This is a genomic window from Photobacterium sanctipauli (assembly GCF_003026495.1).
GTDB classification, from domain to species: domain Bacteria; phylum Pseudomonadota; class Gammaproteobacteria; order Enterobacterales; family Vibrionaceae; genus Photobacterium; species Photobacterium sanctipauli.
The window spans coordinates 45,237-62,154 of the sequence record NZ_PYMA01000005.1 but is presented as its reverse complement, the minus strand read 5'-3'; the positions used below and the strand labels follow the sequence as shown (position 1 = coordinate 62,154).

General features: G+C 46.3%; 13 protein-coding genes. 7 read left to right on the top strand and 6 right to left on the bottom strand.

Translation table 11 applies throughout. From position 1 onward, the window contains the following. Nucleotides 1–123: 123 nt before the first annotated feature. From C9I98_RS10125 to C9I98_RS10110, 4 genes are all read left to right on the top strand, one after another. Nucleotides 124–1,242: an efflux RND transporter periplasmic adaptor subunit gene (locus C9I98_RS10125; protein WP_081878808.1), complete on the top strand. Its 1,119-nt coding sequence runs from the start codon at nt 124–126 to the stop codon at nt 1,240–1,242. Continuing rightward, a complete protein-coding gene (locus C9I98_RS10120) occupies nt 1,239–4,328 on the top strand; it encodes an efflux RND transporter permease subunit (protein ID WP_036816213.1) in 3,090 nt (1,029 codons plus the stop codon). The genes C9I98_RS10125 and C9I98_RS10120 overlap by 4 nt, the downstream gene beginning before the upstream one ends. Then, on the top strand, nt 4,315–5,775 hold the full coding sequence (locus C9I98_RS10115) for an efflux transporter outer membrane subunit (RefSeq protein WP_036816214.1): 1,461 nt from the start codon (nt 4,315–4,317) through the stop codon (nt 5,773–5,775). Before C9I98_RS10120 ends, C9I98_RS10115 begins: the two co-directional genes overlap by 14 nt. Nucleotides 5,776–6,030: 255 nt before the next feature. Beyond that, the gene (locus C9I98_RS10110) at nt 6,031–6,792 is read left to right on the top strand and encodes an MBL fold metallo-hydrolase (protein WP_107271969.1); all 762 of its coding nucleotides are present in this window, start codon (nt 6,031–6,033) and stop codon (nt 6,790–6,792) included. Between the two features lie 88 nt (nt 6,793–6,880). On the opposite strand, the gene C9I98_RS10105 is transcribed toward C9I98_RS10110, so the two are convergent. Beyond that, the gene (locus C9I98_RS10105; protein ID WP_036819494.1) at nt 6,881–8,173 is read right to left on the bottom strand and encodes a DEAD/DEAH box helicase; all 1,293 of its coding nucleotides are present in this window, start codon (nt 8,171–8,173) and stop codon (nt 6,881–6,883) included. A gap of 172 nt (nt 8,174–8,345) precedes the next feature. On the opposite strand from C9I98_RS10105, the gene C9I98_RS10100 reads away from it, so the two are divergent. Together C9I98_RS10100 and C9I98_RS10095 are read left to right on the top strand one after the other, a co-directional pair. Further along, entirely contained in the window at nt 8,346–8,747 is a 402-nt protein-coding gene (locus tag C9I98_RS10100; protein ID WP_036819491.1) for a cupin domain-containing protein, read from the top strand. Nucleotides 8,748–9,221: 474 nt separating this feature from the next. Beyond that, entirely contained in the window at nt 9,222–9,998 is a 777-nt protein-coding gene (locus C9I98_RS10095) for a transporter substrate-binding domain-containing protein (RefSeq protein WP_036819490.1), read from the top strand. An 80-nt stretch (nt 9,999–10,078) separates the two neighbouring features. Here C9I98_RS10095 and C9I98_RS10090 read toward each other — a convergent pair whose 3' ends face one another. The 3 genes from C9I98_RS10090 to norV are packed head-to-tail and all read right to left on the bottom strand — an operon-like array spanning nt 10,079 to nt 13,065. Further along, nucleotides 10,079–10,429: a TehB family protein gene (locus tag C9I98_RS10090; protein ID WP_107271934.1), complete on the bottom strand. Its 351-nt coding sequence runs from the start codon at nt 10,427–10,429 to the stop codon at nt 10,079–10,081. A 34-nt stretch (nt 10,430–10,463) separates the two neighbouring features. Further along, nucleotides 10,464–11,612, bottom strand: a complete 1,149-nt coding sequence (gene norW, locus C9I98_RS10085; RefSeq protein ID WP_036816421.1) for an NADH:flavorubredoxin reductase NorW — start codon at nt 11,610–11,612, stop codon at nt 10,464–10,466. Between the two features lies 1 nt (nt 11,613). Then, entirely contained in the window at nt 11,614–13,065 is a 1,452-nt protein-coding gene (gene norV, locus C9I98_RS10080) for an anaerobic nitric oxide reductase flavorubredoxin (RefSeq protein ID WP_036816424.1), read from the bottom strand. 179 nt (nt 13,066–13,244) lie between these two features. On the opposite strand from norV, the gene norR reads away from it, so the two are divergent. Beyond that, nucleotides 13,245–14,861 carry a nitric oxide reductase transcriptional regulator NorR gene (gene norR / locus C9I98_RS10075; protein ID WP_081878812.1) on the top strand — a complete coding sequence of 539 codons (1,617 nt, stop codon included), beginning with the start codon at nt 13,245–13,247 and terminating at the stop codon, nt 14,859–14,861. 151 nt (nt 14,862–15,012) lie between these two features. Here norR and C9I98_RS10070 read toward each other — a convergent pair whose 3' ends face one another. Then, a complete protein-coding gene (locus C9I98_RS10070; RefSeq protein ID WP_036816426.1) occupies nt 15,013–15,786 on the bottom strand; it encodes an ABC transporter substrate-binding protein in 774 nt (257 codons plus the stop codon). 23 nt (nt 15,787–15,809) lie between these two features. Then, nucleotides 15,810–16,895, bottom strand: a complete 1,086-nt coding sequence (hisC, locus tag C9I98_RS10065; protein WP_036816428.1) for a histidinol-phosphate transaminase — start codon at nt 16,893–16,895, stop codon at nt 15,810–15,812. Nucleotides 16,896–16,918 lie beyond the last annotated feature (23 nt).

Here is a 16,918-nt window from a genome sequence, read left to right as displayed (position 1 = left end):
AGGCAATTAGCACTTTAGTTGTTAATTGTCTCGATTTTCATGACAGCATTTCACATAAAAGCTAGATTATCCTTCTAATAGCACCCCCTAAAATGGCACCTACAAAGACAGTAGGAGTCGATGATGAAAACCAATCCATTTATGCTAATGCCCATTGCGGCGCTACTTTTAGCTGGCTGTGATGATCAAGCACCAATACTCGATAACCAACAATCAAGACCGATTCGGGCGATCAAGCTGGATGAACAAAACCAATATACGTTTAAGCAGTTTGCTGGCGTATTAACGGCAGAAAATACCGCAAACCTTGCGTTTAAAGTACCCGGCACCATTGAAGAAATTCTGGTAAAAACTGGCGATACCGTAACGAAAGGCCAACCCATTGCCCGGTTAGACCCACATGATTACCAAGTGACGGTGTTGGAATTACAAGCCCGGCTTGAAGAAGCCAAAGCCGCCCATGCGCTTGCCGCCATCGAACTAAAACGCGTCAAACAAGCAACACAGGATAACGCCATTGCCAGTGTGAATCTGGATCGTGCCCGCACAGGCTACAAACGAAGCGCAGCCATGGTCAAGGTTGTTGAGCAAAACCTACAAAAAGCCAAAGATGCACTGCAATACACCACCTTAATCGCCCCATTTGACGGTATCGTGGCAAAACGCTTTAGTGAAACTTTCGAACAAGCTGTACCTGGCATTCCAGTCTTTACTGTCCACCAGCCCGCGCTATTACAAGCTGATATCGATGTGCCAGAAAGCTTAATGGCAAAATTCGATACTGATGCTGTCGCATCGGTAACATGGTATGGCTTGCAGCAAAACGTGCCTGCCACACTCAAGGAGACCAGCACCCAGCCCGACCCCATTAAGCAAACTTATACCCTTTCCTATCGTATTGACGAGCAAGCACTGTCTGCAAGTCAACAACTCGTTCTGCCGGGGAAAGCCGTCAAAGTGAATGTCACCTTCAAGCAACCAGCGGGGCTCTACTGCATTCCCTACTCCGCCATTTCGCTAAATCAAGGTGGTACCCCAACGGTATTCACGATTGATCACGATAAGGCGATACCTAACCCCGTGATTATTTCCGCCATTCAGGGGCAAGATGTCTGTGTAGCAGGCAACCTCAAGGCAGGTGATTTGGTTATTAGCGCAGGTATCCATTACCTCACCCCAAACACCAAATTGGATAATGTCGACATACTCGCAGAAAAACACACAATAGGCACCATGCTATGAACCTTGCAGAATTTGCCATACGACAGCGCACCTTTGTGATTTTCTTTTGCGCATTGTGCGTCGTCGCCGGCCTTACTTCATACTTCAAGCTTGGCAAGCTTGAAGACCCGACGTTTACCGTAAAAAGCGCCGTGATTGTCACCCTCTATCCCGGCGCATCAGCACAAGAAGTCGAACAACAAGTCACGGATAAAATAGAAACCAGACTTCAGGAAATGGAGTCATTGTGGAAGCTTCGTTCCTTGTCTCGCCCGGGAAGCTCGATGATCTTTGTCGATCTAAAAGAATCGATAAACTCTAAACAGCTTCCTCAGGAGTGGGATTTACTGCGCCGCAAAGTTAACGACGTCAAGCTAACACTACCTGCGAGTGCGCAAATTAGTATCATTCAAGATGAATTCTCTGAAGTGTACGGCATGCTGTTCGCCATCACGGGTGACGGCATTGAACCCCATGAGTTGCGCTTGTACGCCAAAGAGCTTCAACGCCGATTGAAAGCGGTCGATGGCATCAAGAAAATCGAACTACACGGTGTCAGAAACCAAGTGGTTAACGTTGATCTGCCCGATGAACGACTGGCTGAATATGGCTTGTCATCGGCCCAAGTGATCAATCAACTCGCCAGCCAAAACATGACATACGATGCGGGGCAATTCAAAGCGGGTATTGAGCGTATTCGTGTCGACCAAGGCAGCGAACTGAATAGCTTGGACGACATCCGTAACCTTACTATCAAAAGTGGCATCGGTGAGCTTAGCACCGGGCTTATTCGCTTGGGTGATATTGCAAATATTTCGATGGGCTACCAGACTCCTGCTCTCACCCAAAGCCGCTTCAACGGTATGGATGCCATTACTCTGGCTGTTAGCCCTAATAGCGGGATAAATGTGGTTTCATTAGGCGATAGCCTAAATCACGTTATTGCTGAATATCAGCAATCGCTCCCGCTTGGCGTTGAAATTAACACCGTTGCTTTTCAGCCAGAAGAAGTCCAAAAGTCGATAAACAACTTCATCATCAACTTGGTAGAAAGTGTGGCGATTGTTGTGGTGATCCTCTGCCTATTCATGGGATTGAAAAGTGCGTTAATTGTTGGTGGCAGTTTGATCTTCACTATTCTGCTCACGCTAATCTTCATGCAAGCCCAGTCTATTGACTTGCAGCGAGTCTCGTTAGGGGCGTTCATACTGGCTTTGGGTATGTTGGTTGATAATGCCATTGTGGTAACCGATATGCTTATCACCAAATTCAACAAAGGCATGGATAAGTTTAAGGCTGCCAAAGAAACCATTGATGAAACCGCCAAGCCGTTATTAGCTGCAACCATCATTGCGATTATGGGAGCAAGTCCGGTGCTTTTCTCCCAGACTGACTCTGCCGAGTTCGCCTTATCTTTGTTTTGGGTGATGTGCTCGTCATTGTTGTTCTCTTGGTTAGTCGCGATGACAGTCACGCCGATGCTGTGTTGGCTATTCATCAAACCAAAGCTGGTCGACGACGCCATTGAATCAAAGCCATCAAACTACAAGAAAGCCGTCGTTTTTACTGTTTCTCACCCACTCAAAACCCTTAGTCTGTTGGTACCACTCTTGGCTGTCACCGCTTTTGTTATTCCGCAAATTGCGATTAACTTCATGCCAAGCTCAGATCGCCCCATGTTGTTTCTTGATTACTGGTTACCCAACGGTGCCCAAATCGAGCAAACATCTGATGACATGGCACAAATCGAGCGATGGTTACTTGAACAGCCCGAAGTCGACAATATCTCCACCTTCGTTGGTGCCAGCGCCCCGCGCTTCTCTGTCACAGTCGAGCCGGAGCCGCTTGACCCAAGCTATGGTCAGATACTGATTAACATGCGCGATTTCGACGCAATTGAAACGCTCGTAAAACGTGGTGATCAGTGGCTTAAAGAACAGTTCCCTCACGCAGAGCCCCGTTTCCGTGCTTTAAAACTCGCCACTAAAGATAAATTCAGTATCGAAGCAAGATTTATCGGCCCGGATCCTGAGGTACTACACCAGCTGTCTGCTCAAGCACAGGCGATTATGGCCAAAAACCCATACACCAAATACATTCGTGATGATTGGCGCCAACAGAGCAAAGTCATTGTGCCCGTGCTCAACCAAGAACAAGCACGCAGAGCGGGCATCAACCGAACGGATGTTGCCCTTGCCATGAAGCGAGCAACAGATGGGGTGACGTTAAGCCAACTCCACCAAGGTGATGAGCTAATACCAATCAAGATCCGCAGTGCCGAGGCGGATATTAATTCTCTCGACACCCTCCCCGTACGCTCCATGCTGGGCATGCATTCGGTGCCACTTGGTCAAGTGGTCGAGAAGTTTGAATTACAGGGTGAAGAAAGCATGATCTGGCGTCGAAACCGCCTGTCAGCCATCACCGTGCAAGCGGATGTATCGGGCATGACGGCTTCTGATGTACGCAAACAATTCGCGACAGAGATTGAAGCTATCGAACTCCCCTACGGCTACCACTTCGAGTGGGGCGGCGAATACTATGATGAAAACCGCTCTATTGTGGATACCTTGAAGCAAATGCCAAAAGCGCTATTGGTGATGGTGGTTATCCTGGTTGGCCTGTTCAATGGGTTCAAGCAACCTGTGATTATCTTAACGACCGTACCGCTTGCCGCCACGGGGGCGAGCTGGTTCCTTCTACTGATGGATAAACCATTTGGTTTTATGGCGTTGATCGGTGCCATCGCCCTGTCTGGCATGATCATCAAAAATGGCATTGTTCTGATGGATCAAATTGAACTAGAGCGCGAAAAAGGTCGCACCCTGGAGGACGCTATCCAAGAAGCCACCTTTAACCGCACCATGGCAATCTCCATGGGTGCGCTGACGACCGCACTGGGTATGATCCCGCTGCTCTCAGACCAGCTATTTGATCAAATGGCCGCAACCATTATTGGGGGCTTGGCTGCGGCAACATTCCTATCTCTGTTTGTCATGCCAGCACTGTACCGCCTGTTCTACCGTGCTGATGTCAGTCGTCAGCCAGATAGCAACCAAATCGCAACACCACAACGTACTGAGGAGCTAACACATGAAACTCGCTAAATTATGTCCTATTGCCCTCGTACTCGTACTTACCGGTTGCGCTACTGCCCCGGACTATGTAGCCCCAGAGGATGTATTCGTTAGCCACTACCTCAACCAAGATGCGGCAGGGACTTCAGTATCAACACCCCCAATTCAGCCAGGTATGCTGACTGGCGAGAAGTGGTGGTATCAATTTAATGATGACATCCTAAATCAGTTAGTTGTCGATGCCCAGCAACAAAACATCCCATTGAAAATGGCAGCCGAGCGAATTAAAACCGCCCGAGCTTATCAGAGTATCATCGAGTCATTTAAAGTGCCGACCGTTAGCCTAGGCGCTGGCTATTCTTCGGTAGGTATCAGTGACAACGCCCCCTTGCTAGGCTCTCTGGTTACGGCAAATAACCCATTGGGGATGTCACTCATTGATAATGAGCAACATGCGTTCACTGCAGGCGCAACCATCGCATGGGAATTAGACTTATTCGGGCGGATCGATAAACAAGCGCAAGCGGCACAGATCCGCGCCGAACAAGTAGAAATTTTCCGCCAAGGACTAACCACCATGATCACTTCAGAAGTGATCCATAACTACTTGCAAATGCGTGGCGCCCAAGAGCGTAAAGCCATTGCCCAAACTATGATTGACGAGCAACAACAAACGCTCGACTTAGTACAAAAAGTGGCTAAAAGCGGCTTTGGCTCTGAGCTAGATGTTGCCCGTGCCAAGGCAATGCTGGCAGCAACCAAATCTGTTGTACCGCAGCTTGATACCGCGGAGCATGCGCATCGACAACGTCTTGCTATCCTCCTTGGTGAAAACCCAGAAAAAATGAAACGCCGTTTAGCAAGCCAACAAGCAATACCCACTTTTGAAGGCTTGATCCCTACGGGTTTACCTTCTGATCTGCTCAAACGAAGACCTGATCTTAAAATTGCTGAACGAGAAATGGCAGCCGTCAATGCAGAGTTAGGCGCCGCAGTAGCGAATCAATATCCAAAATTTTACTTAACTGGATCGCCGGGTGTATTGGCTAAAGACTTTGATGACCTGTTCAGCAGTGATTCGACAGCTTGGATTGCCAATATAGGCGTAAGTTGGAATGTTTTCGATGGGGGCAGAACCCAAGCCATGATTGAATTGCAAGAAGCGCGATTCAAAACCAGTGCCCTCGCCTATCAACATGCGGTCAACGGTGCCATTGGCGAAGTGGAAATACTGTTAAATGGCTATGGCAATAGCCAGCAGTATCAAGCTTTGGTCGTAGAATCAAAAACTGAAACAGATCGTGCCGTAGAAAAAGCCAAGTCGCTTTATCAAGCTGGCCTTATCGATTACCTTTCAGTACTCGATGCCCAGCGCCAGCAGCATGCGCTGCAAGATCGTGTTGTTGCAGCCCGCTTACAAACGGCCAATATGGCCGTTGGGCTGAATAAAGCACTAGGGGGTAACTGGTCAATTTAAGTCCGCGCTCCCTGTAGCCACAGGCCAGAGGCGCTAACTCGGAACCACAATTCAGTGGGCTTGTTTGAGTACACTCCTATTGTCATAAGTGCTCATTCAGGCTCACTTTCTTTTGTATGCCTCTATTTTTGTCACTCCTTTTGTCCAAAGGAAGCACATGGCAAATTTCCGTGCTTGAACCTTGGATAAAATTAAACAATAATGATTTTCAAACAATTGTTTAACTTTTTTACAACCATTCAGTTTAAGGCGCTTATGACATCAATGGTAAAACTGCACAAATTAGACGGGTATATACAATCTATCTACCTAGCGGAATACTCCCACGGATTACTACTGCTTGACGGTTGTAGCCGAGCGGATATTCCCTACATTAAGCAGTTTATTACCAACACGCTCAACCGCCCCTTTACCGACCTTGAATTGGTTGTCGTTACCCACATGCACCCCGACCACGCAGGGGCAGCCAACCAGCTCCGAAAGCTGACCCGCTGTAAGATCGCAGCGGCAAATGTAAAAGGACAGTGGTATAGCGGACTGGATGGCCAGCTAATGCACCTCACAGATATCATGCTGGCTAAATGGGTGGCAAAGAGAATGAAGAAGCCAAAAACAAACATTTGGTATGCCAGAAAGCTCAAGCCGGACTACCGACTTGATGATAATGAAGCGTTACCGGGCTTCCCAGAGTGGGTTGCACTTGCCACGCAAGGCCACACCGACAGGGATCTATCTTTGCACCATCAACCTAGCAATCGCATTTATGTCGCCGATCTCATGGTGAAAGTGAAAGGGCGCTATATTCCGCCCTTCCCGGTTTTCTACCCAAACCGTTACCGCCGTTCACTAGAAAGGGTTTTTGGCTTAAAACCCAGCTCACTCATTTTGGCCCATGGTGGCGAAATCACCCCCACAGAAGAGGATATGTCTCACCTACTGGCTCGAGCACCTAAAGTACCAACGACCCATTGGCGCTCGGTAAAGTCAAAATTTAAACGTGCAATTTCAAATAGGTAAGCACAAACATTCGAAACTAAGCGCTAGCAATATTAGCCAACCTTTTTACTCGCGGTCGAGATCGCCACTTTCTTGGTTGAAACTGGCGTTAAGCATTTCTCAACCACACATCTGTTTTAGCTAACCCTTTCTTCTTTCGCTTCTTCTTGCCCGTTCCTTCAGGTTTTGCCATTGGCTTGTTTGCCTCTAGCATCTCTGCGGTAATGGTTTCATCGAATTCAAACCCTTCTACCTGCTCACGTTCAAGCCGAATTTTGTTTTTCTTCTCGATAACTTTGAAATGATGAAAATCTTCATAATCAATCAATGAAAGTGCCAGGCCAACTTCACCTGCACGACCACTTCGACCAATACGATGCATATAATCTGATGGGCTTCTTGGCAGGTCGAAATTAATCACAACTGGCAGCTTTTCGATATCTAAACCACGGGCGGCAATATCCGTGGCGATTAAGACTTCAATCTCACCAGATTTGAATGCTTCAAGTATACGAGTACGATAACCCTGCCCTTTATCACCGTGGAACACTTCAGCTTCGATACCACGTTTGTAAAGCTTGTCGGCTAAGTGTTCACAGCTGTTCTTCGCATTCACAAAAACAAGCGCCTGTCGCCATTGGTGTTGTTTAATCAAATGCGCCAATACCGCTGTTTTTTTACCCTTGTTGACATTAAATACACGCTGAACGACGGTGCTTGCATCATCACTTTGTAGTTGTATTTCGACGGGGTTATTAAGCAACTCTTGAGTTAAAGCCTGTACTTGCTCAGGGAATGTTGCTGAAAACAGCAGCGTTTGCTTTTGTTTTGGCAATAGCGCCAACAATTCAGATAGCTCATCCGTGAAGCCAAGGCTTAACATGCGATCGGCTTCATCAAGCACTAGCGTCTTTACTTTGTCTAACTTAATTGCGTTACTCGATATTAAATCGAGCAATCGGCCCGGTGTCGCAACCAAAATATCGGTACCGCCGCGTAACGCAAGCATTTGCGTATTGGCAGAGACCCCACCGAACACAGCTACCGTTTTGATTGCGCCGTTAAAGTGCGCAGCGTAAGACTTAATACTGTCAGCAACCTGCTTCGCCAATTCACGCGTTGGTACCAAAACCAATCCAGCGACATAGTTACCTTTTTTGCCTTTCGAGTTATCCGTGTTTTTTTGATTAAAAAGCATCTGTAACAATGGCAATGCAAAAGCCGCGGTTTTACCCGATCCAGTATTTGCGCCTGCAATTAAGTCACTCCCAGCCAGCACACTCGGAATTACTTGCGCTTGAATCGGGGTTGGCTGTTGATAATCCAACTCCGTTAGTCTTGCTAATAAAGGCTGAATCAAGGCAAGTTCAGTGAAGTTGGCAGGCGTTGTAGCAATAGTCATTGGATAATATAGGCTCTAGCAAAAATAGTGGCGTGCATCTTAGCGTATTTAAGCCCACTGAAGTAGCACAATGATAAGCCGCATCGAAATAATGACACACTACCGTTATTGTCATGCCGTTACTCCATCTCTGGCCTATTCTTTCACTATCGGTTACTAAATGGATATCACTATGAAAACAAGGATATTACTGTCGCTAACACTATTGCTCACCAGCCTTTCGCTTACAGCAGCCACTTCCAAAGATCTGGCAAAAACCACCCATTCTTGGGATGGGCAACCTCTACCTAGCTTTCATCTAAAACAGCCTGAAATAACAATCAAAGAAGTGATAGTTGAGCCTGGTGAAAAACTCCCTTGGCACCACCACCCTGTTATCAACACTGGCATATTGCTCAGCGGCGAACTGACCGTTCACACCAAAGACAAGAGCATCACAATCAATGCTGGCGATACCCTTGTTGAAGTGGTCAACACCTCTCACTACGGCGAAAACACAGGAAATGAGCCAGCCAGGGTAATTATTTTCTATGTTGCTGAAAAAGGTTCGAAAGTAACTGTATTGGATCACTAACTGGCCAACTGACCTGAGTGTTCTAATTGAATTTCATTTGTTTAGTTCGGTATTTAATGCGGCCATACGTCATCCCCCCTTAAATACCGAACTAAATCAAAAGGATAAAAGACATCATATAATCACAGTTAAACGACTTTAATAGGCCCAAGCAAGCCCTCAACCATTGTAAATAAAAATTTACACCAACAGCACCAACCAATAGCAAGCCATAGTATTGACATTTACCTTGCAAATGAATTTCAAGTCAATTAATCTGCTAACCAATCACCCGAACAGCAGATAACACTATGACCAGCTTTCAACCAAAACGATTTTTACAGCCCTGAGTCAAGTGGCAACAACCAGCACTCAGGGCAAATAGCACTTATTTCAGGAAGGAAGCCCACGCTGGTTTAAATATGGCGTTATCACTCATCACAACAGGTCTTCTTTCCCCATTGAATATAAAAACACAACCTAAGAAGACGTAATATGAACAAAGCACTTTCTGCCTCTCTTATAAGCCTCGCCGCCCTTATCTCAACCGCAGTATCTGCCGGCGAAGCCTACGATAACATTAAGCAAAATAAAGAAATTAAAGTTGGTGTCACTGGCGATTACATGCCATTTTCCGAAAAACTTGAAGATGGCCAATACATTGGTATCGAGCATGATCTTGCAGCTGTGTTTGCAAAAGAACTAGGTGTTAAATTGACCTTAGTTCCAACCAGCTGGCCAACCTTGATGCAAGATTTTCAAGCCGGTAAGTTCGATATCGGTATGACAGGAATTTCAATAAATGATGCGCGTAAGCAGTATGCGTACTTCTCGACAAGCTACTACAACTACGGCAAGACACCGATTACCCTTTGTAAGAATGTGGAAAAGTTCGATAGCCTAGAAAAAATCGATCAACCTTCAACAACCGTGATCATTAATGAAGGCGGTACCAATGCAATCTTCGCTCGAGAAACCCTTCAACAAGCAAACCTGCATGTTGAACCAACCAACAAGTACGTTTACGACAGAATTTTAGATGGCACAGTTGATTTGATGATCCCAGATTCAGTTGAAGCAGATTATCGTGCACGCCACTGGGATGAGCTATGCCGTTCAATGCCAGATTCTGAGTTCACCCAATCATCTATTGGTACGATGATGCCTCAAGATGAAGAACTACAAGTTGAAATCAACCGTATTCTCGCTGAGCTAGAAGAAAGCGGCAAGCTTGCTGAAATCATTGATAAGAACATGGGCATCAAGATCTAATCAATTAAATTAACTAAGGGCTAGATAGAATCTAGCCCTTTGCCATAACATGTTCTGAATTAATTAATACTCAGCCACAGCTATTTAGTATTAAACATGGGTTTACTGGTTCTGGGTTTATTGGTTCTGTCTTTATCCGACCAAAAATTAATATTAAACTGGGCATCCTCACTTAACTCAACACGGTGCCAGTATTGCGGTGGACTAGTCGCAAACTCCCCTGCTTTGATGACGACTGTCACTTCTGGCTCAGTGGCCTCACTGTCTGCAAACCCGTAATACGTCACTACACCTTCCATCACACAAAGTTGGCCGAATACACCTTCAGCCGTGTTATGGTGACTAAGCAATGCAGCAGGCACATTTTCCTTGGTGAAAAATGGTGTAGAACGCTGAATTGTCCAGTTGGCTGGAATACGTTGATGGCTCATATCGCCTCCTTAGGCAAATGACTAATCAGTTGAATTATGATTCCGATAGCGCTTTAAGCAATGGAAAAGCTTGTTTTGTCTGTTCTTCCGTCACCACAAACCCCACTAGCTTACCGTGTTCGTTATAAGATTTGGCCGAGCAACCTGAGGCATCTATATCCAATTGCCACTTGGCCACACCTGATATTGTCGAGCCGCCCAATTGAATTGGGTACTTAGGTGTTTTTACTTTTACCATCATTGGCGGCATCACAAGTTGAGTTGCTTGACCCAGCAATGTTTTAGCCAAAGCATTAGCACTCAATAAAGCCGGCTGTAGATAAGCCCTTACCTGCCCGTTAATTTCAGCACAATCGCCAAGGGCGTATACATCCCTCGCCGATGTTTGCAATGTACTATCGACAACAATGCCACGATTTACGGTTATGCCACCATCATTGGCAAGTGATGTATTGGGTACCAAGCCTGCAGCGGATATAGCCGCATCAACAATAAACTCCCGCCCTGACTTAAGTGTTACTGCTATACCGTCAGTCTCACTCAATCTGTTTAATGCAATTACAGTGTCTTGCGTTTGTACTTTGGCACCTTGTCGTTTCAATGCCTTCTCTAGCTGATAGCCAATGTAATCCGGCAACATACCCGACATAAGTGATTCGCAAGGTTCCACCAACACCACTTGCTTGCCGCTAGTTGCAATATCCATTGCCAACTCTGAGCCAATAATACCGCCACCGATTACCAGTACACGCTCAGCACGATGTAGTTCATCTTGGTGCTTTTCATATTCTTCTAGGCTGTTTAGGGTGATAACCGTATCAGCAGCCGTTCCCGTCATCGGAGGTACAAAAGCGTTTGCCCCCGTCGCCAGGACCAATTTGGAGTACGAATACTGCCTCTCCGCTGACGTAATGCATTTACGCTCAGTGTCTATTGCATCGATATACGTATTTGCATGTAAGCGGAAATTCAATGATTCAGCGACTGACTCACCGCAGGATCGAATCAAGTCCCCAGCCAATTGCTGGTTAGAAATAGCATGGCTTAAATCCGGCTTGTTATAATCGTGGCCTTCATCGGCGGTAAACACATCAATTGGGATCGTGTTATCTATTCGGCGAATCGCTTTAACCAGTTGGTAAGCTGCGAAGCCACTACCAATAATCACAATGGGATTGGTCATCTTAAGCTCCTGCAACTGGCTCAAAAACATCTTTGCCCAGGCTGCATTCAGGGCACAGGAAGCTTTCGGGTATGTCAGACCAGCATGTACCCACTTCAATACCTTGGTTTGGCTCTCCCAGTGCTGGATCGTAGATCCAGTTACACACCGTACACAGCATTTTCTGGTTATCGCTCGGTTGTTGCGCGCCTGAACTTGCTTTAATTGTCGGCTCAACGGGATTAATCAACGTTTGCTGCAAAGGTTGGGACAAATCATTCATCGCCCACTGCCTTGCAATTTGGCGACCGTGCTCCCTGCACTCGCGCATTGCAGTACCATCCGGTTTCCATTTCGTTTTTTTACTGATGGTTGTCTCGAATCCCGCATCCGTTAAGCGGGCATGGATACGGTCGACGGCACCACCGTTCCAACCAAAGCTACCAAACGCCCCTGCTTTTTTGTCTTTAAAGCGCAGGCCAGTAATCTCTTCCAACATCCCCGCAATCTTAGGCATCATCACGTTGTTCATGGTTGATGATCCAACCAAGATCCCTTTTGAACGAAATACATTCGCTAGTATTTCGTTTTTGTCATGACGAGAAACATTGAAAACTTTGACCGCAACACCTGGGTCAACATCATGGATACCCTGCGCTATTGCATCAGCCATCATACGGGTGTTATTCGACATTGAATCGTAGAAAATAGTGATGCGATCTTCTTGGTAGTTATCTGCCCACTCAAGGTACTGGTGGATGATCTGTGTCGGGTTGTCGCGCCAAACAATGCCGTGGGATGTGGCAATCATATCGACAGGTACATTGAAGCTAAGCACTTCATGGATCTTGGCGGTGACCAGGCCACTAAACGGCGTCAAGATATTGGAGTAATAACGAAGGCATTGCTCCATCAATTCAGCCTGATCAACCTCATCATTAAACAAGTGCTCATCACAATAGTGCTGGCCAAAGGCATCATTACTGAACAACACCGCATCATCAGTGAGATAAGTCATCATACTGTCTGGCCAATGCAACATTGGGGCTTCAATGAAAATTAGCTGCTTGCCATTACCGATGTCTAACGTGTCTCCGGTTTTCACGGTTTTGAAATTCCACTCTGGGTGATGGTGGTGACCGACAATGGAATCCACTGCATTCTCGGTGCAGTAAATTGGCGTGTTAGGGATTTTCGCCATCAAGGCAGAAAGGGCGCCAGAATGATCTTCTTCAGCATGGTTAATCACAATGTAATCAATCTGTTCAAGGTTGATTTCCATCTCTAGATTCTGAATAAACTGGTGGCTAAAACGATGGTCAACAGTATCGATCAACACTGTTTTCTCTTCACGGATAAGATAGCTGTTATATGACGTGCCTTTCGTCATTTTATATTCTGTCCCGTGGAAATCTTGTACCTCCCAGTCTCGCTGGCCTACCCAATGGATGTTGTTTTTAACGTGGATCGTCATGTTGTTACCTTTTCAATTTTCAAAGCGCTTAGCGCTAAATCTGATCCATGTATTGCACTCACCGTGCCAAGTTTATAATTCATTGATTTGTTGAGACTTTGAAATTTAAAAGCAACGAGTAATGTCATAATGACAACATATTAAATTGTCCTTAAGACACCATTGCTGTCATAATGACAATGAGCTTAACCTCTATTGGTCGTCAGAAAGTGAAAAATGCCCAGCAACAACTCACACGAATAGCACTCGATCTTACCCAAGGCATTTCCAGCCAAGATAGGTTTGAACGGCTACTAACAGTAATAAAAAGCGTATTTGGCTGCGATGCATCAGCGCTGCTTGCTTTCAAAGAGCAGCACTTCATGCCGCTAGCGATTAATGGCATGTTTGAAGAGGTACTTGGCCGCCAATTTGATCTTGATGCCCACCCAAGGCTAGAAGCAATTGCAAGAGCTGGGGATATCGTTCGCTTTCCCCACGATAGTGACTTGCCCGACCCTTATGACGGCTTGATCCCCAACCATGATGAGAAGCTACACGTACATGCCTGTATTGGGCTGCCGTTGATGGCAGAAGATACCCTGATAGGTGCACTTACCATCGACGGTTTTAACCCAAACCAATTTGATGCGTTTAGCAATGAAGATTTACGGACTATCAGCGCACTCGCTGCCGCAAGCCTGCATAATGCGCTGCTGATGGAGAAACTTGAAAAGCAGAGCGGGCAAATCACCCGCTCCCCCATAAAAGCGGCCAGTCAGCATGGCGGAGTGACCATGATTGGCCAGTCCGAACCAATGAAAACCCTAAACTCGCAAATACAAGCCGTTGCCAATACTGACCTTACTGTACTCATCACCGGTGAAACAGGCGTAGGTAAAGAATTGGTGGCAGCTTCTATCCATGCTCAGTCCCTTCGCTCTAATAAGCCACTGGTTTACCTAAATTGTGCCGCGCTTCCTGAGTCTGTTGCCGAAAGTGAATTATTTGGTCATGTTAAAGGCGCTTTTACCGGTGCGGTGAGTGACAGAAAGGGCAAATTTGAAATGGCGGATAATGGCACGCTATTTCTTGATGAAATAGGCGAACTCCCGTTGGCGCTACAAGCAAAGTTACTACGAGTGCTGCAATACGGGGATTTACAGCGAGTCGGTGATGATAGAAATCTTACCGTGAACACGCGCATTATCGCTGCAACCAACAAACAGCTTCATGAGGAAGTCACGGCTGGCCAATTTCGGGCGGATCTTTATCACCGTTTGAGTGTTTTTCCTATTCAGACCCCTGCCCTACGTGAGCGTGGCAATGACGTCGTGTTGCTTTCGGGTTTCTTTGCTGAACGTTGTATCAGCAAGTTAGGCGTATCGAATATTCGGTTAAGCCCACAAGCCATCAGCCTCATTAAATCTTACGCTTGGCCAGGTAATGTCAGAGAGTTAGAACATACCATCAACCGTGCAGCAGTGGTTGCACGTGCTGAGTCCAACAGCCCAATACTAGAATTGCTGCCCAAACACTTCGATTTGAATGACAAAGCAAGCTATGATCAACCAAGCATCTCTGACCCAGCAACAATGGCAACAGAAGCGCAAGCAGACACCGATAGCATAGAGGCTATTTTCAAAACCTCGCTATCTGACTCCGGCGGGTTAAGAGAAGCAACGGATCAATTTCAAGCCCTAGTGATAAGCCAAGCCTATCAACAGAACAACCAAAATTGGGCGGCAACAGCCAGACAACTAAAGCTTGATACCGGCAATCTCCATCGGTTAGCCAAGCGGCTTAACTTGAAGTAACGACAAGTACTTACATTTACACCTACAACTACACCTATACATCTAGCAAAAAGCCACCAGCATTCACCTTGAAGGTTTTGCTAGTGGCTTTCCTATATTTTACCTAAATGTAACTTACTTGCCTACTAACGGCTTACTTTCTAACCGCTAATTACTCACCGTAAATATCAAAGCTGAAGTATTTGGCCGCAATTTTATCGTAAGTACCGTTTTCACGAATTGCTTCAATAGCACTGTTAAACTTCTCAGCCAACTGCTTATCATTCTTGCGCAGCGCTAGAGCGGTTCCTTCACCGATGTAGGCTTTATCCGTGACAGCGTCACCAACAAACTCAAAGCCTTCGCCGCGCTCTTTTTCCAAGAAGGCTAATGCCAGCTGATCTGAGTTACCGAAAACCGCGTCCAAGCGACCACTTTCCAAATCCAGATAAACTTCGTCCTGGCCATTGTAACGACGGATATTGGCGACATCACCATACATATCGGTGACATAACGATCGTGGATCGTACCCAGCTGCACACCAATACGCTTACCTTCTAAGCCCTGTTCACTGATCGTCACGCTAGCGGATTCCGCTGCGACAAAACGTGCTGGTGTCTGGTAGTACTTATCGGTAAACAGTACACGTTCTTTACGCTCTTCGGTAATACGCATAGAGGCCATAATCACATCGGATTTACGTGATAACAGCGAAGGAATTAGGCCATCCCAGCTTTGTGCTACCCACTCGCACTTTAATTGTGCTTCTGCACAAAGTGCATCCGCAATTTCGATATCAAACCCTTGTGGCGTGCCCGACGCATCTTTGTAATTAAACGGTGGATAGGTGAAATCTGAAGCTAAACGAACTGGACGCTCTGACGCTTGCGTTGTCGCTGCAAATACTGAGGCCAAAATCAGGCCAACTGTCATTACTTTTTTCATAATCAATTCCTTTTTCCAATTCGTTAGGCTGAGAGCTGGTAATCTTTTAATGCTTGAAGGGTTTCCTGCATACTTTCACGTGAACCAATAGAAATTCTGACGCAATCTGCCAAGGCGGGTTCATGGCTTTGGTTTCGGGTCACTATGCCCTTGCTACACAAGTACTGGTACATACATTCGGCTGTATTGAATTTGACCAGTACAAAGTTAGTTGCTGTTGGCATCACGTGATCAACAATGGATAAGCTGGCTAATTCATTAGCAAACCAGTCCCTTGTCGCCACCAGCTGCCCCACCTGAGTTTGCATTTTATCAATACCCGCTGGCGCAAGTGCATTGAGTGCAATTTCTGCAATTGGATCTGCAATGGGATAAGGCGCTATCAGTCGCATGACATAAGACATCACGCTAGTATCTGCCAATAGGAATCCGCAACGAATAGCTGCTAACCCAAAGGCTTTAGACAAGGTTCTGATCACAACCAAGTGTGGATACTCACGCATCAAATCAACAACGGTACTCTGCGGTGCAAACTCAATATATGCTTCATCCACTACGACCAATGCTTGATCTTTTGCCGCCTCCAGCAAGTCGACAATGTCTGCACGCTCAATAATGTTGCCTGTCGGATTATTTGGCGAACATAGGAAAACCAGATTAACCTCTGATAGCTGCGACTTTATCGCGGCCATATCCAGTTGGAAATCCTGGTTAAGCGGAACTTTCACTGTTTCAGCAGCAATGGAATCAGCACAAAACTCATACATTGCATAAGTTGGCGGGCAAACCATGATTTTATCGACACCAGGCTGACAGAAGGTTCTGATTAGCAAATCAATGGCTTCGTCTGCACCACGCACGGCCACAGCTTCACAAGCTAACGGCTCACTTCCCTGCTGGCTAAACGCCAAGTAAGCGGAAGCAATATCTTGTGGTAGAAAGTCCGGGTAACGGTGATAACCCTCTTTTTGTTCGCCATACTGGCAACTACTTTCCAGTTCATTGGCATTCAACCATAAGTGGCCATTACCACCAATCCGACGAGCAGACTGATATGGGATCAGCTTCTCTACTGCTTCGGGTACTAACTTTTGCGCCAATGATTCCATCCATCACTCCTATGCTATTCCCG